Here is a 21,524-nt window from a genome sequence, read left to right as displayed (position 1 = left end):
ATGAGCTTAAGAATGGGCAATTGCATAGCGTTTATCGCGGTGCTCATATTTCTGTTCTATCAATCATCTGTGCAGGCGGATGTTGTTAGCGTCAACTGCGGAGAGGGAGGATCAGGCCTACAGGCGGCCATCAACGGTTTATCTTCACCGAACGGTCCGCACACGATTCATGTAACCGGAACATGTGTGGAAAACATTTTTATTGATGGCATAACCAATCTCACGATCCAGGGCAGTGATGGGACTGTCATTCGAAGTGCGGCTCCGGACGACGGAACTGTATTTACGATTGGCAGCGCCCGCGGAATCAATCTTCAAGGTCTAACAGTGGATGGTGACAACCAGGAATTCGTTGCCGGTCTCACGGTGTTCGATTCTTCAGTGAGCCTTTCCGGCTGTACAATCATCAACAATACGGATCTGGCTCTTTTTGCTGATGGGGGCTCAACTGTGATTCTGGGTGGTCCAAACCCGGGTTCAGAAATTCTGATTCGGGACAACCTGGCGGGCGTATTCGCAAACCATTCAACATTGCGGATTCGGGGACGAACAACAATAGAAGATAATGTGGAGGATGCACTGGTTGTCGTAAACGGCGTCCTGCAAATTGGGAATCGGCCTCCCGAAGCCGGGAACGTTTTCCGCAATAACGGCTTTGGTATTGCGATTCTCAATAACGGCTTTGCAGGCATTAACGGTTCGAATTTGATTGAGAACAACGGTCCGTACGGAGTGCTGATCGCGCGCGTACCAAATGCTTCGTTCAATGGAAGTATGGTTGAAGGCATCCCCAGGTATACAACGATCCAGGGTCACACGTTGCTTGGAATTCTTGTTACTTCGAGTACAGTCGGTTTTGGAGCGTCTGATCCGGATGTGTTTCACCAGATAAGAAACAATGGGACTGCTCCTGTCACCGTTGATGCGGGTATCTACGTTATCCGCCCTGGAAGCTTTCTGGCGCGCCAGGTGGAGATCGCCAACAATACCGGCGCCGGCATTGTACTTGACGGAGGCGCCTACTCAAATTTCGCTACAGCACGCATCAGTGGGAATTCCGGAGATGGCGTAGTCGTTACGCACAACGCGACAGCAGAGTTCGGGACTTTCCTGTTGAGCGGGACGGGTGATCCTATCGCGGCTAATACGTTAATCTCGGGCAACGGAGGTCAGGCCATCGCCTGTGATGAGACTGCTGTGATTTATGGAGACCTTTCGGGCTTACCTGTATTCAAATGCAAAACGGAAGAGCAGAAGACGAAAACCGGATCCACTGTCGCAGAAATAAAATTGGAAGAGCGCGTCGAGCGCCACCAGCGCAGATCGAAGCATTAAGTGGGTAGGGGCGACCTTTATGGTCGCCCCGAATTGAGAATTAGCCCTTTCCTGAATCCAGGTATTTCTTCTTGACACGGGACCAGTGATTCGCGCGCGCGCGAACCGAAATAATTTTGAAATCTGGCAGGAGGACCCCCGTTAAGGTTCTACCGTAACAACAACCTGTGTCGATGCAAAAAACTCTATCCTTATATATAAGGGGAGTGCCCTTGTTGGAGTAATCGTGATGTCCGACGAAAAGAGGCTTGGGGCCATCATAGAGTTCCCACCAATTTTCCTGATATTGCCTTGTTATATATGCCTGGCCACTCATGATACCGACAAGAACTTCCTCCTTCTGTTCGGACAAGGGAACACCGGGTTCGTAAAACGCATGAACGACCAGAAGCTCGGGTAAATCCAGATAAATCGGAAGCGTTTCCATGTAAGCAACGGCTGCGGGATAGTTCGCTTCTCCGATTTGAGACCGTGAAATGACTTGCGAAATCGACGGATTAATTTCTCCATAGTAAGAACGAATGTGCTTTCGCTCATGGTTGCCCATTACAGAACGGGCGTGAGCTTGTTTCTGGAAAAACTGAATGACTCCCGGAGAATCTGGACCGCGATCGACCATGTCTCCCACGGAAATGATTTCGTCATCGCTCGAAATTCCAGACCTATCCAGCAATTCTTTCAGTTCCTCGAAACAACCTTGAATGTCGCCAACAATCAATCGTTTCACAGGCACGGCATGAGCAAGTCTGATGCCATGCTGATCGAATTTTTCGTTTTTGCTGTTGGCGATCGACGGCAGCCGATTGTTAGGGTCGGGTCGAAAGTCGCTTTTCGCAAATCTCGACTCGCGACCGGATCATGTCAAACTCGGTAGCGAGTCGCATGTAATCGCGGTCAAAGTGCGCAACCCATCGTCTCGTCTCGCGGGCAAGCTCCTTGACTGCTCCTTCAACGGCCGTTAATCTCCTTGAATGCTCTTCAAGGATCGACGTGTGTTTATCAAGGATAGACGTGTGTTTATCAAGGATGGACGTGTGCCGTTCGAGCTCATCTCGAATTCCAATGAGGATCCTTGTATTCAGATCGAGAACTTTTCCTTTCTTAGGTCCATTGCTGTTCTTTTTCACCATGTCTTTCTCCTAAGTTTAGTTCCCGCCTGGTCCTTATTCAATCATTCTGGTACGGCTATTGCAACTCGAATTTCTAATGATCAGATTCAGTGCATTGATTTTTTGTATGATGCTTCTTTCTCGGACTCTATCCGCCGCGTGGAGTGGCGAGATTGCCTTTCAAGGGTGTTTGTTGAGTCCCGCGATTCTAGGAGAGGGCCGAAATGCTATGGGAGGAGAGAAGCTGATTGCCAAATTAGGATTGACGCCCGGAGTTGGAACACGAATCGGTATATATAAGGAGTGGATCGGTTTTGAAGCAAACGCATTTTACTTTGCCCGACAGATCTCTGTTGAGAATGAGTTTGGAGTTGATTTTCCAGATCACGGACTCAACCCTTTTTCTCTTTCGGGATCTGCGGTTCTTCGGTTCGGTAAGAGTTTGCAACCCTATCTTGCCTTAGGTGGCGGATTTTTTCTGATCTCAGTGGACCTCGATAATGTTCAAGGTCAGGAGCTCTTTATCCTTCCGGCCCTCGAAGCAACTGTTGGCGTCAGGCTCTACCAACCAGGCAGAGGGAAGTTCTTCTACTCCGAATACCGGATTTACAGAACTGCAGAGCGGATGCCGATCCGTTCCTTGAGCATGCATGGCGTGGTGATCGGATTCGGGTTTGTCCGGTAGAATGATAATCAATGAACTGCGAAGTTGCGCCCAGCGCGTTCTTGATGGAAGGTTATCTGACGATAGAAGAACAAAAAGGACTCATACTCAGATGTAAAGATCTCGGAAGTGAACCGGCGGGTTTTTACACGCCTTCGATGAGGACCGGCGCATACATGAATATTCAAATGATGTGTCTCGGTTTGCACTGGAACGCAAAGACTTACAAATACGAGAATGTACGCACGGATTTTGATGAACTCCCCGTACAACCGCTTCCGCAGCATTTCAAGGAGATCTCCAGACGGATCGCCGCTGACGTTGGCATGGCAATTGAGCCTGATATCTGCATAGTAAATTTCTATACGGGTGCCGGAAAATTAGGCTTACATCAGGACAAAGATGAAAGACCGGAAACTTTGAAAAAGGGAATACCGGTGGTTTCGATTTCTCTTGGCGATTCGTGTAATTTCCTCTTTGGTGGAACAGCGCGAAAGGATCCTGTAAGAACAATTCTTTTGAAATCAGGAGACGCTTTCCTGTTCGGAGGTCCCAGCAGAATGTGTTTCCATGGAGTTTCATCCATTATAGCGGGCAGCGCTCCCGCTGAGCTGAAAGTTTCGGGAAGGTACAACCTGACTTTTCGGCAGTATTGATTTGGGGATATGGTTCATAAGTGGGAGATACGATTCCTTTGAATTGGGACTTGGTTGCCCGGGGTTGGAAAGAAGACTTGGAAACGAGTCCCTGAAGATCGACACCAGGTTGATTTTGTGTTCACTATTCTTCTTTTGTAGGATCGTAGAGCCCGGCCCAGTTGGCGCCCATCAATTGCGCACGATACGTTCGTTTGTCAACGGGAGAGAGATTGGCAATCATTCTTTTTGTCAGAAACGAGAAAACCTTCAGGTCATCCAATCGATCGGAAATCTTATCTGCAGCGGCGTCCTCAATCATCCAATCAAACCGATCAAATTGCGTGAGGTTCAGCGGCCGTGTGTAGCCTCGCAAAGTTTTTTCTGATTTGATGTTGAAATAGGACTCGAAGTAAGAAAGGATGAGTTCGCGAAGACTTTTATGGATTGGTTCCCGAAACCTCAACCCTACGAAATTCGATTTGCCCACAGCACCCCAGAATCCGCGTTGTTTGAATGGAGCAAGCAGGTGATCATCGTCCCGTTGAGCCGTCAAATAAACCAGGAGTGGCGGAAAGCCCAGACGGCGTAAAGCCGCCGCCGCCAAAAGCGCACCATCAAAACAATGCCCCTGCTCGTCTTGTAGAACACTCAGCGGGGAACGATATCGCTCTTCAGCGCTGTAAGGTAGTCGATCGAGAAACTCTTGAATCCTGGCCGGAGTACTCATCCTGGTCCATACCCTTTTCTGCACGCTGTTCAGCCGCTGCTCAATCAATCTTACTGCTTTTGTCATTTGCGGTTTCTTCCAATTGAGGAACGATACACTAAATAGCAAAAACTTTGTATCATCTAAAAGTGGAAAACTAGGACCTTCAGCACCCCCTACTTGAAAAAAAGGGAGTTTCGGTGTGAGATAGAAGACAGAAGTGCTGTGTATTCAGCACTCAGCACTCGGAACTCAGCACTGACTTAGGAGGAGCCCGATGAAATCATTTGTAGCGATTGCATTTCTCATTCTCGCCCTTTTGACTTTTGCGTGTAAGGAAGAGATCAAGGTTTATCGTGTGGGTGCCGTGATTCCCCTGAGCGGAGCGGCTGAGACATACGGGCGCAATGTTCAGAATGGACTTCTGCTGGCACTGGATGAAATCAATGCAGCGGGAGGAGTCAAAGGTAAAAAGATCGACGTGTTGATGGAGAACGATGAAACAAATGAAAAAACGGCTGTGCAAAAAGCCGAACAACTCATGAACAACGGCATACCAGTACTCATCGGCGGCGTTACAAGTAATCTTGCTCTTGCGCTGGCGCCGGTTTGCGACAAGAGAAAGACAGCTTTGATATCACCCACTGCAACAAGTCCCAAGCTGACTGGAATCAGTCCCTATTTTTTCCGGAATTTTCCGTCTGATACTCGCGAAGGGCGCGTAATGGCTGAATACGCCGTCAGACGGATGAAGATCCGCAATGTTGCAATCCTTTACGTTGACAAAGAATACGGGCAGGGTCTCACACAAATTTTCAAGAATCGTTTTCAAGAGCTTGGCGGCACCATTGCCTATGAAAAACCTTACACGGAAGGTACAACTGATTTTTCTACTAACGTAAAGGAGATAAAAGATTCCGGCGCAGATTCGGTATATCTCCCGGGATACTACACGGAAATTGCCGCCATCCTGAATGAAGTCAAGAAGCAGGAAGTAAACGCAAAAATTCTCAGTGTGCAGGGAATGGCTACTCCGATGTTTCTTGAAATTGCAGGTGATGCCGCCGAAGGTGTTGTTTATCCACAACCACCCTATGATCCGGAAAGTCAGGAACCGGCCATTCAGAAGTTCGTTCAAGCCTACAGACAAAAGTTTCCGACCAAACCTGATGTCGATGCCGCTTTTGCTTACGATGCGCTCTGGGTCGTGGCGAAGGCGATCGATAAGTGTGAGACCTATCCAACCGACTTGAGAGCGAAAATTGCTGACACAAGTCACAATGGACTCACCGGAGAAATAACTTTTGATTCCGGTGGCGATGTCGATATCGAGCCTAGAATGTTCCAGATCAAAGACGGAAAGTTCGAACCCATTAAATAAGAGTTAACCTTTAGTTTTCTTTTTTACTTTCTTCAGACGTTCCATGTAATCCGAGGATTGCTGCGACTCGGGCTTCATTCTACTTTCCGGCTGGGTTGGTTCCGGTTCTTTTTCGACTTCCATCCATACTGGTCGCTGTTTCTGGACTTCCTTTTTTCGCGTTTTCAGCTTTTCTATTGGCGCCTGGACCAGTACCGTTGCAGGTTGTAACGTTCTTCTGCGCCGGAAAAGGCTGAAATCCAGTTTCCGCACGGCCACATCCAGCAGAAAAAGCCAGATCGCCCAGAGCAACAATTGCATGCTAATCGGCTGCACATCTGTCGCCGTTTTACTGTTGAACTTCAGCTGGTCTGCTGATTCGATCAAGCTTCCTGTCATCTGGATGAGGAGATTCTTGCCCTCCGAAGAGGTTTGATATTCGCGATTTCCCGGTGATGAAAACTGTACGACTGCTTCTTCCAGGATCTGATCGCTTTGCAAACGAAAAATTTTGCCAAAGAGGGAGCCGGTGATGGGAATTTTAGCTTCGAACCGCCCATAGGAGGTCCGCGTGAAAATCAGCTCCTGTTCCTTCCCGGAGGAATCCACTACAGCGCCCCGCCAGGAGGATCCTTCCTGTTCTTGAAGCTCTTCAAACGTGTCTACTATTACTGTAGTAGCGTTTCCGTCCGCTTTTACAGACACCTGAAATCGTGCGGGTTCGCTGCTCCGGGCAAGGTAACGTCCCGTTTGCGCCCAGAAATTTTCCCACTGAGGCCACGCCAGCCATTTTGCGCCCCAACTCCCGACAGGATCCGAAGTATACGCGAGAGTGTGTCCCAGACCATGCCTCCAGAATGCAAGAACAGGATCTTCACGGTGAGAGAGCACGCTGACTGTGGCCTGGCCCTTTGCTGTTGTCGCGACGTAACCATCCAGCTCCGGGACCTCCTGTACACCCGATAAGAGCGGTTCGGACTGTTCAATTTTGGGCAGGAATGTTTCCTCTGTAATGTAGTAGCGTTGCACAACGGCGGATTCCTGCGCAAATATCTGAGGAAGAGTGAACATATCGTTTGTAAAATAAAATCGTCCGGCCGCAATTGTCGCCAGTTGCTCAAGAAAATCCACATCGGGATCTCCTGATTGTCCGATTCCAATCGTGGTTGTCGTGATTTGATGCTGCTCCAGTGCGCGGCCCGCCAGAAGTAGTGAACTGTCTCCTGAAGCCCCATCCTTTTCTTCACAGTCTGCTGTGTCTGCAAACAGGATGACATGCTTGACCGAGGCTTCAACATTCGCGAGCCTGTCATATGCTTCTCGCAGTCCGGAGTAAACATAAATGCCGCCTCCGCCCGCGCGAATTGATGTGATCGCATCGATGGCATCTCGTTTGTTGCCTAATTTTTGGAACTCAAACGCCCATTTCGGCACGGAATCCACTGCCAGTACACCGAGCCGGTCCGTTTCCTTTAATAATGAGGCAACACGCGCGCCCCCTTCATCTGCCAGATCGATTTTTTGCCTGCCGCGATCCGTAAAAGTCATGCTTCCCGACTTATCGATCACGATTACCATGGCAACATCGGCAAGGTATTTCTTGTTTACAAGATCCATTCGTACCGGCAAAATATTTTCAACAGGGGTCTGGTAGTAACCACCCGGACCAAAGCTCTTTTTCCCACCGAGCATTGCGAATCCTCCGCCGAATTCGTGAACGTATTGTTCGAGGGAAGGCATCTGCGAATGAATGGCGCTTGCCGGCACATTCCGGATAAGGATCGCCTGATAAAGGAGCATGTCAGGCAGTATCCTTGGAAAATAACGCGCCTCCTTTACTTCAACACTGAAGCCACGGCGCGCGAAAGCATCCGCCAGCGTCTGTATTTCTTCCGGCTGGTTATCGACGAAAAGTATCCGTGGCGGACCAGCCACTGAAATCCAGGCCTGCAGCGAATTGTTCTCGACTTGAAAATCTTGCTGCGGTTTGATGCGTATATCATATCGATAAATTCCAGGTTCCAGGATCTTTTGCGGAATGGGAATCAAATTCTTTTCTACGGGATTCAAAAGAATTGTCCCTTCCTGAAGCAAAACGCCATTTCGAAGAATCTGCAACAAAGCCGACATCTTCCGGTTGCTTTTCGTAATCACCTCTAGCGTGAACGGTTCTTTTAAGCGAATCTCGGGAGGCACACGCACGTCTTCAATTTGAGCTTCGACAACGTCTGATGGATGCAGATAAAAACCTTGCAGCGCTACATCTTTTTCCATCATGAGTTTAGCAAGCGGCAAGGATTCACCTGCGTTTTCCAGGCCATCACTGAGGATCACGATGTCCTTCTGGTAGTCGTCCGCCAGAACTGCATCGGCCAGCCGGAGGGCATTTTCCAGATTCGTGCCACTCGGATTGATTTGCGATTCAAATCGCACGATTGAATGAGCTAGGGAGGGGAAGCGCTCCACTTCGGCTTGTGATCCGAAGACTATGATGCCCGCTTGATCGGGCGGTTGAATTTTGCGCATCGCCTGATTGAGAAACTCAACTGCTTTCTCTTTCTGTTCCGGCGCAATGCTGTCGGAAGCATCCACAAGAAATAGAATTTGATTCTTGCGCACGCGGGACCTCAGCTGCGCGCCTGCGAGAGCAAAAACGACTAGCATTATCAGTAAACTGCGCAACACAAACCAGAAGAGTTGTTTGCTGCGTCGCGCCGGTACGAAACTTCTTCGTTGGAAATAGAACAGCAGATAGAGCGCAGGAAGAAAAGCAAGCAACCACCAGGGGTTCGCAAAAGAAAGCATTGTCTTAATATTAACCGACTGGTAGGGGCTGCGCATTCGCATTTTTTGCGAATGCTCAGCCCGGTAATCAACGGGCGCCGCATTTGCAAAAGACGCAAATGCGGCGCCCCTACAAGTTTGGATAACTTTACGTTAAAGTTTGTTTATGAAGTACAAATATCTACTCACTCTCTTCATTTTCTCTTTAACGTATTCCTTTGCTGGAAATTTCTACGATCCTGATACGCCGGAGTCGGGCTCGATCGAAGCCATCAAGAGTGAAACTACGGATCCGCGCTACGGCAGTCCCTGGGTTTCGTATGTCCCGGAATCAACTTCCGTTCCTTCTCCTTCCGATTTTCTCGGACACATCGCAGGGGCTGCGGGAAAATTTACGAACTCGAAGCAGATCTACGGTTACATGCGAAAGCTGGATGATTCTTCGGAGCGTGTTCATGTGGAAGTGATTGGGAAAACTGAAGAGGGTAGGGAGATACTTCTGGTCGCCATCGCCGATGAAGCCGGAATTCGCGATTTGCAAAATCTGAAAAACGCCTCTGCTGCTCTGGCGGATCCGCGCAAAACCTCACCGGAACAAGCGGAAGCGATCATTCAAAAAGCAAGACCGTTTTACTTTTTGAACGCTGCGATTCACGCGGATGAATCGATCAGTCCTGACATGTCTTTAGAGCTTGTTTACCGGCTTGCGGTTTCGGATCAACCGATGATCCAGAACATTCGAGAAAAGGTCGTTGTGTTGATCAATCCGATTTCGAATCCGGATGGCCGGGATAAACTCTCCGAATGGTTCTATCAGCACATTGCCGGGAAGACGGAATACGATACACTGCCGCGCCAATCTCCACCTTACTGGGGCAAATACGTTTACGTGGATGGAAACCGGGACGCTCATCAGCTCACGATGGGAGCCACGCAGGCCGTGGCGCGCGCCTTCTTTGAATACCATCCCGTTGTCGTTCACGACCTTCATGAAGCCATTCCTTTTTTGCAAACATGGAACGGAACAGGACCCTATAATCCGCATCTGGATCCGATTGTCTTAAGTGAATTCCTGGAAATGAGTTTCCATGAAATGAATGCGATGAGCAGTCATGGCATGCCGGGAGTGTGGACTTGGAATTTTGGGGAAGGTTTTGGTCACCACTACATGGATTCCGTAGGAATGAATCACAATGCAATCGGGCGTGGCTATGAAACATTCGGCAATGCGGTGCCACTAACACTCACCAGAAAGCTGGATCCCTCGGATATGACTCGTGAATGGTATCGCCCATTCCCTCCGCAGGAAAAAACATTTTTGTGGTCCCACCGCAATGGTGTCAACTACGCCCAAACAGGATGTCTTGCGATTCTGGACTATTCAGCGCGGCACGCGGAAGAATTGTTACGCAATTTCTACAAGAAAAGTTTTAACTCCTGGCAGAAGGGAAAATCAGGAAATCCGTATGCTTTTGTGATTCCTGCCGAACAGCAGGACCGGCGCCGAGTGGCGGGACTGGTGAATCGCTTGCGCGCGCAGGGAATTGAAGTCGGCCGCGCGAATAAGAATTTTCAGATCAAAGAAGGTTCCTTCCCAGCAGGTTCCTTTGTGGTTCGACTGGATCAGCCGTATCGCAACTATGCTGTGGATCTTTTACTTCCGCAAGAATTCCCGAAAAACGCTGAGTACGAGCCTTATGATGATATTTCGTGGGCCCTTCCCATAAACTTCGGTGTCAAAACGATTCGTGTCGATGACGGCGCGATTCAACAAGTACAAACCCAATTGCTTGCCCAGGACGTGCATCCGTCCGGATCCGTTCGTGGAACGGGAAGCACCTACATTTTAAATGATTCCGGACAGGAAGCGCTTCTCTCAGCGCGGTATCGTTTATCGCGATTCAAGATTGAGATCGCTGAAAAATCATTCCGTTCAGGATCGAGTGAGTATCCTGCCGGTTCCTGGATCATTGCAGAGCAATCAGGAATTCGTTCTGCGCTGGAAGAGGTCAGCGAAGAACTTGCATTGGATTTCGACTCGGTTGCTTCCGCTCCGGATGTGCCGCGACATGATGCCGCTGTGCCAAGGCTTGGAGTTTGGGTTCCCTGGGCAGACACAGACATGATCGGCTGGATCCGTTACATTCTGGATTCGCAAAAGATTCCTTACACCTACATACGGGATGATGACATCAAAAACGGCCAGTTAAAAAAGCTTGTCGATGTGATTGCGTATGGAAATGTGTTGCTCGATCTTCAGGCGCAAATTCACGGAATTGATCAAACAAAAGGACCACTCCCGTTCAAGAAAACAGAAAAGTATCCAAGCCTCGGAACACCGGCAGAATCGGATGACATCACAGGCGGCATCGGCTGGAAAGGGCTTGCGCATTTGCAGCAATTCGTTGAAGAGGGCGGTCTGTTCATCACTCTAGGCTCCGGTTCAACGCTGGCACTGGAAAGTGGTTTCGTGCGATTTGTGAAGCGTGCTGACTTGCAGGGAGTTACAACTCCGGGTGCGCACATCGGAGTAAAGTTTCTACAGCCGGAACATCCGATTGCATATGGTTATCCGACGGTTACATACGCTTTGCGTTCGAATTTTCCGATTTATGATCCGCCGCGACGTTGGACGACTATGTCCTATTGTATGGCCTGCTTAAATGGTCCGTACGATTTTCAGCATGTGGTGTTGCAATGGGGCACGACCGCATATGAATCGGGTGAAACTGCTTCGCCGATCGTGATCAGCGGGGGCGGAAAGAATCCGGAAGCGCTCGAAGGGCGTCCCGCAATTCTGGATATGCCGGTCGGAAAAGGGCACGTGCTCGTTTTCAATTTCAATCCGATGCACCGGGACATGAATCGCGGCGATCACCGTTATCTTTGGAACGGCATCCTGAACTGGAAATACATTTTGAGCCGCTAACGTAGTGGCAGAGCATTGTCTGTACATTTTGGTTTGAACTTATATCTGCAATTGAGTTTTGTAGACATAGCCGACATCGCTAATCCTCAGGACAATGCTCTGCTCCATCTGCCAGATGCAGAGCATTTGCGCACAAAAAGCATGGACTTGGTATTACGAGCATTTGAAGGAGAACAGGCTCATACAAAAAAACGTTGGCAAATGCTCTGTCACTACCTTCAATTATTGCCAGAAGAAGGGGGCGCGTTGTTTCGGATGATTCCCGATTTCATTCATGGTTGCGGCATCGTAAATTCTACCGTTGACCATTGTGTATCTCACGCTTTCCGAGTTGCGAATTTCCTCCAGAGGATTTTTATCCAGCACAATCAAATCTGCGAGTTTGCCCACTTCTAACGATCCGATTTCTTTTTCCATGCCGAGGTATGTGGCGCCATTCAACGTGGCACAACGCAGTGCTTCGTGCGGTTTTAGCCCGCCTTGCGAGAGCATCCAGATCTCCCAATGAGCCGCCAGCCCCTCCCGTTGGCCGTGCGCTCCGATATTCACAAGCACTCCTTTGCGATAGAGCTCAGCAGCGATCCGTGCGTTGTTGAAATGATTCCATTCTTCTTCAGGCGCAGTGGTTCGCCGGCGCGAACGGCTATCAATAACTTCACGCGGCACGAAAGTCAGGAGCCGTTCATTCTCCCAGACGTTGGTTTTTGCGTACCAGTAACTTTCACCATCCAGACCACCATAACCCACGACAAGAGTCGGTGTATAACCGGTTTGGCTTTGTATCCAAAGTTGAAATCCATCGTTATACATCTTTGCAACAGGAATCGAGTGTTCAATGCCGGTATGACCATCCACGATCATGGTCATGTTGTGCTGGAACAGAGAGCCACCTTCCGGGACCACCATCATCTTTAGCTCGCGTGCCGCGGTGATTATTTGCTGGCGCTGTTCCCGTCTCGGCTGGTTGTAACTTTTTACGCTGAATGCGCCGATTTTTTTCATGCGACGCAAATGAAATTGTGCATCTTCCAGTTTGTTGACTACAGCTTTGAAGTCTCCTTCCGCTCCATAAAGAATTGTTCCGGTTGAAAAAATTCGGGGCGCTACGATCTTGCCAGCGCGAGCCAATTCACTGGACCCAAAGATTTCACTGTTGTCATTCGATGGATCGTGAATCGTAGTGACACCAAAAGCGAGCGAAGCATAGTTGTACCAGTTCTGCTCCGGAAGCACTTCCTCTTCGCCCATTCCACCGTGCCAGTGCACATCGACAAGTCCCGGCATGATCGTTTTTCCCGACACATCGATAACATGCCCATCGGAAGGGACCGTCACGCTCGCTTTTGGGCCGATCGCTTCTATGCGATTTCCATTCACAACAATCGTGGCGTCTTCCAGAACTTCCTCTCCTTTCATCGTGATGATTCTCGCGCCAACAAGAGCCACTTTTCCTGACGGCACATCCGTTTTTTCTTTGAATCCGATGTTTGTTCCGGTTTTTGGCGGATCCGGAATTTTCACCGGAGCACCTTCTATAAAAGCAAAGGATTGCTTCAGGTCACGCGTGTATAATTCCGGGCCGAGTGACCAGTGCAAGCTCTGGCTGTTGCCGGACCAGTGCAGATATTCACCCGCATCATGAGTGATTTTTGCAACCGGAATCGATTTTGCTTTGGGACCAAGCTCTATCGTTCCACCGCTTTTCACAAAAGGCGTTAGATATGCATTCCACAATTCGACAAACGCGAGCCATTTTTCGTCCGGTGAAAGCTGGAATTCCGTCGCAAATTCGGTTCTTATGTGAATTCGTTCATCGCTTCCGTCCAGCTCAACGCTGAACAGCGCGCTTTTTCCCGGGAGGCTTGGTTTTTCATTCGGCTCAGCGTTGTTCAAATAGACACGATCATTGGCCGCGCCGAAATGAGGTCTCGCTCCTTTCTTTGTAATCAACGTAGATTTGCCTCCCTCTGCTGAAACCCAGTAGATGCCTGCGTTGCGCGACCATTGCGGAGAAGTCAGATTTCCGCCGGCGGAAGAGCGATAAACAACTTTTGTTCCATCGGGAGTAAAGACAGGCTCCATGTAGTGTCCCGATATTGCAACGATGACCTTCCCTTCACCACCAGCGGCCGGAGCAATGCGCACGGAGCCGAGATTTTGATCGTCCCATGTTGTATAGACGATCCACTTTCCATCGCGTGAGAAAGACGGCCAGAGCTCGAAATGATCATTCTGAGTGGTCACTCTGCGTGGTGTTCCTTCCGGCAGGTTTCGAACATAGAGATGACCGAGTGCTTCGTAAACGACCTGGTTTCCCTGCGGAGATACTTGAACCCAGCGAAGCATGCGCACGTCAAATTGCTCGGGAGCCACGGCAACAGGAAACCGGAGCGCATTTTGAATCTTGCGCGTGCTTTTTACATGGAAGGGAATTTCACTGACCTCTTTTGTTGCCACATCGATTTTCTTGATTTTGCCGGAAGCCCAGAAAACGATCGCCGAATCATCCGGCGTCCATGCCATAGACGGATATACTCCGTGAATTGCCCAGGCTTCTTGCATGTCGCGATCGAGTCCATCAAACAGCGTTGTTACTTTTCCTGATTCAATGTCATTGATGTGCAGTACGGATTTGCCTCTGATTCTGCGAATAAATGCGATCGACTTACCGTTGTGGGAAGGGGTCGGCCGGATCGAGCCTCCTGGGCCTGTGATGTAAGGTTGTAACTCGCCTGTTTCCCGGTCGAGTCGCTGGATAACGTAGATCTGTGTATTGGAATTCTTGTTGTATTCGAAGAATAGACCCGGTGTTGTGTCCTGACTGAAATACACGTATCTTCCATCGGGTGAAAATGATGGTTCGCCTGCATCTTTCTGTTCGTTTGGTCGTTTGGTGAGCTGAACACCTTCTCCACCGGAGCGGTGATAGAGCCACATTTCTCCTGCGCCAAGCGAACGCGTTGAAGAAAAATGTTTGCGCGCAACGATAAATTCGCTGTCGGGAGACCAGTAAGGGTTGTTCAGCAGGCGAAAGTCTTCTTTGGTGACCTGTTGCGGAGAAGATCCATCGCTTTTCACAATCCAGATGTTATCTCCACCCGCGCGATCGCTTGTGAATGCGATCCACTTGCCGTTCGGACTGAAGCGGGGCTGCATGTCCCATGCAACTCCCTGCGTCAATGCTCTCGCCTCCCCCCCTGCAAAAGGAATGGAATAGATGTCGCCTAATAAATCAAAAATTATTTGTTTTCCATCCGGGCTGACATCCACGCTCATCCACGTCCCTTCCTCTGTATCGATGGCAATCTCCTTCATGGATGGAGCAGGATTGTTTACGTCCCATTTTGGTTTTTCTTCTTTTTCCTTTTCCTCTTCTTTTGCGGAAATAATTGATGCTATCAATACCAAAAGACAGATGAATAATTTCTTCATGGTCACTCCTTAATCAAAGTAGCGCTGGCGTCTCGCCTGCGGAAACTTGTATAGCTTATCATTTTCGCCGCAGGCGGGACGTCCGGGCTACTTCGTTTATAATTTCTTGCTATGAATATTTTTGGAGTAATTATCCTGGCAACTTTGGTGGGGAAATTTCTGCTCGATATGATCGCCCTTTGGCTCAACCTTCGTTTGTTGAACGCTCACGCTCCTTCGCAATTCAGCGATTTGTACGATCCCGAACAGTATGCCCGTTCTCAGGAGTACACTAGAGTTACAACACGTTTCCACGTCAAAGAAACCACTTTTCATCTTGCTGTTTTTCTGATTTTCTGGTTCGTCGGAGGATTCAACTGGTTGGATCAAATCGTCCGATCCTGGGGATACGGATCCATTGCAAGCGGTATCTGTTATATTTTTCTTCTCGGATTTGCCGGAGGCCTGCTCTCCTTGCCTTTCGACTTTTACAAAACGTTTGTTATCGAAGAAGAATTCGGATTTAACAGAACAACCTTGCGCATTTTCATCCTGGACCGGCTGAAAGGATTGTTGATCGCAATTCTGTTGGGAGTTCCTCTTCTTGCGGTTCTTTTGTCGTTTTTTGAATCATCCGAAGATCTGGCGTGGTTGTATGCGTGGTTCTTCGCAACAGCATACATACTGTTCGTTCAATTCATTTATCCGGTGTGGATCATGCCGTTGTTTCTGAAATTTACGCCGCTCACGGATGGAGATCTCAAGCAAGCAATCAAGGACTATGCCGCATCTGTCGGTTTTGCCTTCAAGGATGTTTACGTTGTTGATGCTTCCAAACGTTCGAGCAAAGCAAACGCATTTTTTATTGGATTCGGCAAGAATAAGCGAATTGCGTTGTTCGACACACTCGTGGAACAACAAACTGTGCCGGAGGTTGTGGCCGTCCTTGCGCATGAGATCGGGCACTATCAGAAAAAGCATGTTCCCATTATGATGGCTGTGGGAATTTTGCAATCATTTGTCCTCTTTTATCTGATGTCTGTATTCTTGAGCAGCCCTGGATTGTATGAGGCGTTTCATATGGATCAACGGTCGATTTACGCCGGTCTGGTATTTTTTGGAATGTTGTATGAACCGATTTCGTTTGTTTCGTCCATTGTTATGAATGTTGTCTCTCGCCGCAACGAGTTGCAGGCGGATCAATACGCCGTGAGCACCCTCGGTGATGCACAAAATTTGATATCCGCACTGAAGAAACTATCTGTGAAGAATCTTTCTAACCTGACACCGCACCCTTTGCATGTTTTCCTGAATTATTCGCATCCACCCCTGGCTCAACGCATTGAGCGAATGGACCGGATGGGTCGCGCGCAAACTTGATCATGATCGGGCCAACTCTTTCGCACTATACGATCCTCCAGAAATTGGGGCAGGGTGGCATGGGCGAAGTGTATTCAGCAAAGGATCAAAAGCTCGAGCGCATTGTGGCGTTGAAAATCCTTCCACGCGAACTGGCGCTCGACCCAGACCGAATGGGACGATTCATTCAGGAAGCAAAAGCAGCCTCTGCAATCAATCATCCAAACGTCGCAAGCATTTATGAGCTGAGCAATGACGGCGATGTTCATTTCATTGCGATGGAGCTTGTCGAAGGAGTAACGCTGCAGGACCTCATCAAACAAGGGGCCCTGTCTCATCCTGAAATCTTCGAAATCGCATTTCAGGCAGCTTCTGCTCTGGAAGAAGCGCATTCAAAAGGCGTGATTCACCGCGACATTAAACCCGTGAACATGATGGTGAACCAAAAGGGTCAATTGAAGATCCTGGACTTCGGACTTGCAAAAGTGCTCCGTCAACCGCAAGAAGGACTCTTGCAGCCGGTGATTCCGCAAACACAATCGGGAATCCTGTTGGGAACGGTCCAGTATCTGAGCCCGGAACAAGCTCTTGGCCGTTCCATTGATGGACGTTCCGATATTTTTTCACTGGGTACCGTCTTATATCAACTCGCTACCGGCCGCCTTCCTTTTCAGGGCCAGAATGCGATTGAAATGATCGAAAACATTTTGCATGTTGAACCGGAGCCTCCTACGAAAGTGAACCGGGAAGTATCTCCTATGCTGGAGTACATCACTTTAAAGTGTTTGCAAAAGGATCCTGCTGCCCGTTACCAGAGCGCGGGAGAATTGCGAGCGGAGCTCAAAACCGTTGTTCAGCCATCCGGCACAACAAAAATCACATTCCCGGGTCAAAAGTTCCAATGGAAAAGAAAACACACCCTTTTCGCGGCGATCGTAGTTTTGTTGATCGTGGCCGGCTTTTCATTGATGCGGCTCATAACCGGTAAACAGGACATCCGTTCCATCGCTGTTTTGCCGTTCACAAACATGAACGACAATCCTCAGATGGATTACCTGAGCGATGGAATTACAGAAAGTATCATCAACAGTTTGTCGCAGGTTCCAACACTGAAAGTTCTGGCAAGAGGAACAGTTTTCAGTTACAAACGGAAAGAAGCTGATCCACGCGATGTTGGCGACGACCTGAATGTTGATGCCGTTGTTACGGGCAGCATTCAGGAGCATCAAGAAAATCTGGTGATCAGTGTCAATCTTGTGAATGCGCGCGACGGCGCTCAAATGTGGGGTGAGCAGTACAACCGGCAGAGCAAGGATATACTCGATGTGCAATCAGAAATCTCAAAAGAAATTTCATATCAGCTGCGTTTCAAACTTACGGGTGAACAGCAACAGAAGGTAACGAGACAGTTCACCGCAAATACGGATGCCTATCATTTGTTTTTGAAGGGCCGGTACTTCTTGAACAAGAGAAGTGAAGAAGGTTTCCGGCGCGCGATCGAACACTTTGAGCTGGCAATTCAGAAGGACCCGAACTATGCGCTTGCGTATGCAGGCCTGGCCGATTGTTATACGTTGATGCCCGCGTGGGCGCTGTTGACGCCTTCCGTGGGACACTCGAAAGCTCGCGTTGCAGCACAAAAAGCGATTGAGCTGGACGGTTCTCTCGCTGAGGCGTACGCCGCGCTGGCCCACACGAATCACAACTATGATTGGGACTGGCCGGCAGCCGAAAAGAATTACAAACGCGCGATCGCGCTCAATCCCAACTACGCAATTGCTGTTCACTGGTACGCCAGCTTCCTGTCTGAAATGGGAAGGCGCGATGAGGCTATTCCGATGAAACAGCGCGCGCTCGATCTCGATCCGCTTTCGCTGATCATCAATGCAGACCTGGGATTCCTGCTCTATCAATGCCGGAGATTCGATGACGCTATCGTTCAATTAAAGAAAACCCTCGAACTGGACCCAAACTTTCCGATTACGTATCAATATCTCGGATTTGTCTACGAGCAAAAGAGCAATGAGGACGCGATCATTGCATTCCGCAAAGCGTCCACGCTCATGCCGGATTCACCGGAGCTAAAAGCTCAGCTGGCTCACGCGCTTGCTTTGTCCGGCAACCGGTCCGAGGCCCTTCATCTTCTGGAGGAAGTGGTAGGATCGTCGCAGGCGGAGTACGTATCGCCCTTTGATGTCGCGATGATCTACCTGGGTTTGGGAGAGAAACAGAAGTCGATCGATTGGCTCGAAAAAGCTCTGGCGGAGCGGTCTTATCAGATGAGCAGCATAAAAGTGGAGCCAAGATTGGATTCGCTTCGCTCCGAGCCGCGTTTCAAAAAAATCATGGAAGCCATGAAGTTTCCTGGATGAAGATTCTTCTTTTTTTGTGACGGAAGTTGTGGTGAAATAAGGGTACAATCAGTTCGTAGTAGCGAATTCATTCGCTATGAGAATAGCGACTAAAATCGCTATTACAAACGTCAACAGGGGTTTTTGCGACACGCTCCGGCAATGAACTTTTTCAGTAAGGGTCGAATTTTTTGTCCTACCAGGAAATTCTAATTTGAATCAGGCAACGAATGAAACAGGTCAGCTAGAAGTGATTCTGGTTGAAACACAGCCGGATGCCATCTCTGCGGTCAACATGATGTTTTCCGAAATCAAGGAATGCCGGCTGGAAGTGTTGCATCGCTATTCAGAGGTGCTTGACCGCGTCTCGGACCGAACTCCAGACCTGGTTCTTTTGTCACACGGCCTTCCGGATGGGAACTGTTTGGATGTTGTAAATCAAATTGCTCAAAAATCCCCTTCCACATACGTCATTGTATTCCTTCCCCAGTCAGAAGAGACTCTCGTTGGTGAGTACATAAAATGTGGCGCCAATGGGTTTGCTTACTCTGACAAAAACTTTCTCTCTGGAATACTAAATGCTGTAAAAAAAGCTCTGATTCGAATCGTACAGCAAAAATCGTTTTTAATCTCGTCTGTCTCGGGCACCAGTTTTTTCCCTCCGAATGACGATTCGTTCGATCTTCTGAACCTCAGCACGCTCGCCGTTGATGAAATCGTTTTGCATTACCGCATTCTTGAAGAAATTGGCGAAGGCGGAATGGGACAAATCTATCGCAGCGAAGATTTAAGACTGGGGCGCCAGGTTGCCATCAAAGTTCTGCCGCCTCGTGTGACCAAGAATGAAAAGGCGCGGCTTCGGTTAATCCGGGAAGCTCGCCTTGCGTCAAGCCTGAATCATCCGAATATCGTGACCATCTACTCAATTGAGGAAACGGAAAAACTAAGTTTCATCGCGATGGAATATGTGCCGGGAGAAAGCCTCTGGAAAATCTTGCAGAATGGGCCGATGGAACTACTCAAAGTGCTCGATATCGGCATCCAGGTTGCGGATGCTCTCAATGCCGCGCACGTCGCAGGATTGGTCCATCGTGACATCAAACCGGCCAATGTCATGATTTCTCCGCGTGGGCAGGTCAAACTGCTGGACTTCGGCCTAGCAAAACCGTTTTTACCTTCCGATGACAAGAACTTTCAATTCACAAAAGATCTAAGCGCTGTCGGTGTACCGGTAGGCACTGTTTCTTACATGTCGCCGGAACAGACACGAGGGGAAGACGTCGATTCTCGATCTGATATCTGGTCCCTTGGATCTGTGCTTTACCAGGCTGCAACGGGAAGCTTACCCTTTCAGGGACCCAGCGCTCTTTCTGTGATGCATGACATTGCTACAGCCGAGTTGATTCCACCGAGCAAAGTTCGCCCCGATATTCCTCTAGAGTTCGATCACATCATGAAAAAGGCAATGGCAAAAGATCGCCAGGACCGCTTTCCTTCTGTTAGCGAATTCTCTGATCGGCTAAGAAGACTCAAAGGAAGTATTGACAAAGATCTATCCGACCCCGCGTTGCAAGCGGCATTGATTCGTTCTCTGATTGAACCGCCATCCGGTCCCGTCCCAAAGTTGCCCCATCGCGTATTGGATAGCACGCCGAAAATCAAATTGGGACGCGTGTTTTTGGTTGAAGATAATGAAGAGAACAGGGATATGCTGAGCCGAAGATTGCAGAAGCGGGGCTTTGATGTTTCTTCCGCGACAAACGCTGAGGAAGGCATAAAAAAAATAATTGAGGAGCAGCCGGATTTGGTGCTCATGGATATCAGCCTCCCCTTAATGAACGGTTTTGAGGCAAGCGGGCATTTGAAGACTAACCCGTTTTCCAGGAATATTCCAATTATCGCGTTGACTGCCCATGCTATGCCCGATGACAAACAAAACGCACTAAACGCAGGCTGCGATGATTACGATACAAAACCGATTGATTTCGAAAGATTGATGGCGAAAATTCATCACTGGCTGGATAAGAAAAGCAGCAAGTAAGTCGGTCAATCAAATGTAAGTAATACTTTATGCAATTCGAACCGAGTTTGGCCAATACGAAATTCTGTATCGTCCTGCAGCACGATTTCAGTAATCCGTTTCCCATTTACGAATGTGCCGTTGCTGCTATTCAGATCGTGCAGAATCACGTTGTTGTCCTGAATTCTAAGTTCGGCGTGGACTCGCGAAGCTTCCGGATCATCGATTTCGATATCTGCACCAAGTCGTCCAATTGTGAATCGCGGCCTATCTAACGGGATGACCATCCCCCCAGTCATGCCTCTCAAGACGCTCAAGGTGAATGTGGGCTTTTTCAGTCGGGTCAAACTGGCGTCAAGAACTTCGTTATGCATTTTGGTGCTGAATAGCTCCGGATTGTTAACCACGATGACCTGTCCGCATTTCGGACAATCTAACCTTTTCTGTTGCGCACCACGAAATTTCCGTTCGTCATACCGGTACTTAGCGCCGCATCCACACTGAACAAGCATATTTTCATTATACCTCTATGGCTCACTTAGTGTCCCTTCCCATAAATATGATGACATATGCTGCTGGCTCGCAGGCTTGATGGCAAGGCGCGAAGTAACGAGCGAGCAACGAAGCCAGCAAGTCTGCGAGCCAGCAGCCCAGAGAGAAGCTGTGAAAAAATCGGCAGAAGCTTGTCTGGATTTTGTAGCGCCGGCATCTTGCCGGCTTTTTTGAGCTCGAGCTCGGCCAGCTGGAAGCTGGAGATTGTCCGAAAACTCCGGCGGTCCGCGAAACGTAGCGAAAATCGGAGGGGTTCAACCCCTAAGAATTGTTTTTGAGCGTTTATAGAGCAAATGGTGAGCGTGG

15 protein-coding genes are annotated in these 21,524 nt (G+C 49.0%); 8 read left to right on the top strand and 7 right to left on the bottom strand.

Annotation, left to right across the window (positions count from 1 at the left end):
* Complete coding sequence (locus L0156_00815; GenBank protein MCI0601533.1) at positions 1-1,335, top strand: hypothetical protein; 1,335 nt, start codon at positions 1-3, stop codon at positions 1,333-1,335.
* 40 nt (positions 1,336-1,375) lie between these two features.
* On the opposite strand, the gene L0156_00810 is transcribed toward L0156_00815, so the two are convergent.
* Together L0156_00810 and L0156_00805 are read right to left on the bottom strand one after the other, a co-directional pair.
* The gene (locus L0156_00810) at positions 1,376-2,062 is read right to left on the bottom strand and encodes a serine/threonine protein phosphatase (GenBank protein ID MCI0601532.1); all 687 of its coding nucleotides are present in this window, start codon (positions 2,060-2,062) and stop codon (positions 1,376-1,378) included.
* Between the two features lie 79 nt (positions 2,063-2,141).
* A complete protein-coding gene (locus L0156_00805; GenBank protein ID MCI0601531.1) occupies positions 2,142-2,465 on the bottom strand; it encodes a hypothetical protein in 324 nt (107 codons plus the stop codon).
* Between the two features lie 106 nt (positions 2,466-2,571).
* Here L0156_00805 and L0156_00800 point away from each other — a divergent pair, with 106 nt between their 5' ends.
* Positions 2,572-3,129 carry a hypothetical protein gene (locus L0156_00800; protein ID MCI0601530.1) on the top strand — a complete coding sequence of 186 codons (558 nt, stop codon included), beginning with the start codon at positions 2,572-2,574 and terminating at the stop codon, positions 3,127-3,129.
* Between the two features lie 11 nt (positions 3,130-3,140).
* Positions 3,141-3,764: an alpha-ketoglutarate-dependent dioxygenase AlkB gene (locus L0156_00795; GenBank protein ID MCI0601529.1), complete on the top strand. Its 624-nt coding sequence runs from the start codon at positions 3,141-3,143 to the stop codon at positions 3,762-3,764.
* Between the two features lie 124 nt (positions 3,765-3,888).
* Here L0156_00795 and L0156_00790 read toward each other — a convergent pair whose 3' ends face one another.
* Positions 3,889-4,539 carry a hypothetical protein gene (locus tag L0156_00790; protein MCI0601528.1) on the bottom strand — a complete coding sequence of 217 codons (651 nt, stop codon included), beginning with the start codon at positions 4,537-4,539 and terminating at the stop codon, positions 3,889-3,891.
* 190 nt (positions 4,540-4,729) lie between these two features.
* Here L0156_00790 and L0156_00785 point away from each other — a divergent pair, with 190 nt between their 5' ends.
* Entirely contained in the window at positions 4,730-5,833 is a 1,104-nt protein-coding gene (locus L0156_00785; GenBank protein ID MCI0601527.1) for an ABC transporter substrate-binding protein, read from the top strand.
* Positions 5,834-5,836: 3 nt separating this feature from the next.
* Here L0156_00785 and L0156_00780 read toward each other — a convergent pair whose 3' ends face one another.
* Positions 5,837-8,617: a VWA domain-containing protein gene (locus L0156_00780; GenBank protein ID MCI0601526.1), complete on the bottom strand. Its 2,781-nt coding sequence runs from the start codon at positions 8,615-8,617 to the stop codon at positions 5,837-5,839.
* A 145-nt stretch (positions 8,618-8,762) separates the two neighbouring features.
* Here L0156_00780 and L0156_00775 point away from each other — a divergent pair, with 145 nt between their 5' ends.
* Complete coding sequence (locus L0156_00775; protein MCI0601525.1) at positions 8,763-11,525, top strand: hypothetical protein; 2,763 nt, start codon at positions 8,763-8,765, stop codon at positions 11,523-11,525.
* A 222-nt stretch (positions 11,526-11,747) separates the two neighbouring features.
* Here L0156_00775 and L0156_00770 read toward each other — a convergent pair whose 3' ends face one another.
* Complete coding sequence (locus L0156_00770; GenBank protein MCI0601524.1) at positions 11,748-14,957, bottom strand: amidohydrolase family protein; 3,210 nt, start codon at positions 14,955-14,957, stop codon at positions 11,748-11,750.
* 111 nt (positions 14,958-15,068) lie between these two features.
* On the opposite strand from L0156_00770, the gene L0156_00765 reads away from it, so the two are divergent.
* The 3 genes from L0156_00765 (at position 15,069) to L0156_00755 (ending at position 20,687) form a co-directional block, all read left to right on the top strand.
* On the top strand, positions 15,069-16,316 hold the full coding sequence (locus L0156_00765; GenBank protein ID MCI0601523.1) for a M48 family metallopeptidase: 1,248 nt from the start codon (positions 15,069-15,071) through the stop codon (positions 16,314-16,316).
* 2 nt (positions 16,317-16,318) lie between these two features.
* Complete coding sequence (locus tag L0156_00760) at positions 16,319-18,667, top strand: protein kinase (GenBank protein ID MCI0601522.1); 2,349 nt, start codon at positions 16,319-16,321, stop codon at positions 18,665-18,667.
* Positions 18,668-18,860: 193 nt separating this feature from the next.
* Positions 18,861-20,687 (top strand): response regulator, encoded by a 1,827-nt coding sequence (locus L0156_00755; GenBank protein MCI0601521.1) that lies wholly within the window; start codon positions 18,861-18,863, stop codon positions 20,685-20,687.
* A 5-nt stretch (positions 20,688-20,692) separates the two neighbouring features.
* On the opposite strand, the gene L0156_00750 is transcribed toward L0156_00755, so the two are convergent.
* On the bottom strand, positions 20,693-21,178 hold the full coding sequence (locus tag L0156_00750; protein MCI0601520.1) for an FHA domain-containing protein: 486 nt from the start codon (positions 21,176-21,178) through the stop codon (positions 20,693-20,695).
* 26 nt (positions 21,179-21,204) lie between these two features.
* The coding region (locus L0156_00745; GenBank protein MCI0601519.1) for a hypothetical protein at positions 21,205-21,524 on the bottom strand (320 nt) is incomplete at its 5' end.

It is taken from the genome of bacterium, assembly GCA_022616075.1.
Taxonomy (GTDB): domain Bacteria; phylum Acidobacteriota; class HRBIN11; order JAKEFK01; family JAKEFK01; genus JAKEFK01.
The sequence above is the reverse complement of the archived record's forward strand: the minus strand, read 5'-3'. Positions and strand labels throughout refer to the sequence as shown.

Coding starts and splice junctions, on each gene's coding strand:
- L0156_00750 (MCI0601520.1), bottom strand. CDS start 21,178: ATGCTTGTTCAGTGTGGATGCGGCGCTAAGTACCGGTATGACGAACGG.
- L0156_00770 (MCI0601524.1), bottom strand. CDS start 14,957: ATGAAGAAATTATTCATCTGTCTTTTGGTATTGATAGCATCAATTATT.
- L0156_00775 (MCI0601525.1), top strand. CDS start 8,763: ATGAAGTACAAATATCTACTCACTCTCTTCATTTTCTCTTTAACGTAT.
- L0156_00815 (MCI0601533.1), top strand. CDS start 1: ATGAGCTTAAGAATGGGCAATTGCATAGCGTTTATCGCGGTGCTCATA.
- L0156_00785 (MCI0601527.1), top strand. CDS start 4,730: ATGAAATCATTTGTAGCGATTGCATTTCTCATTCTCGCCCTTTTGACT.
- L0156_00765 (MCI0601523.1), top strand. CDS start 15,069: ATGAATATTTTTGGAGTAATTATCCTGGCAACTTTGGTGGGGAAATTT.
- L0156_00780 (MCI0601526.1), bottom strand. CDS start 8,617: ATGCTTTCTTTTGCGAACCCCTGGTGGTTGCTTGCTTTTCTTCCTGCG.
- L0156_00760 (MCI0601522.1), top strand. CDS start 16,319: ATGATCGGGCCAACTCTTTCGCACTATACGATCCTCCAGAAATTGGGG.
- L0156_00790 (MCI0601528.1), bottom strand. CDS start 4,539: ATGACAAAAGCAGTAAGATTGATTGAGCAGCGGCTGAACAGCGTGCAG.
- L0156_00805 (MCI0601531.1), bottom strand. CDS start 2,465: ATGGTGAAAAAGAACAGCAATGGACCTAAGAAAGGAAAAGTTCTCGAT.
- L0156_00795 (MCI0601529.1), top strand. CDS start 3,141: ATGAACTGCGAAGTTGCGCCCAGCGCGTTCTTGATGGAAGGTTATCTG.
- L0156_00800 (MCI0601530.1), top strand. CDS start 2,572: ATGATGCTTCTTTCTCGGACTCTATCCGCCGCGTGGAGTGGCGAGATT.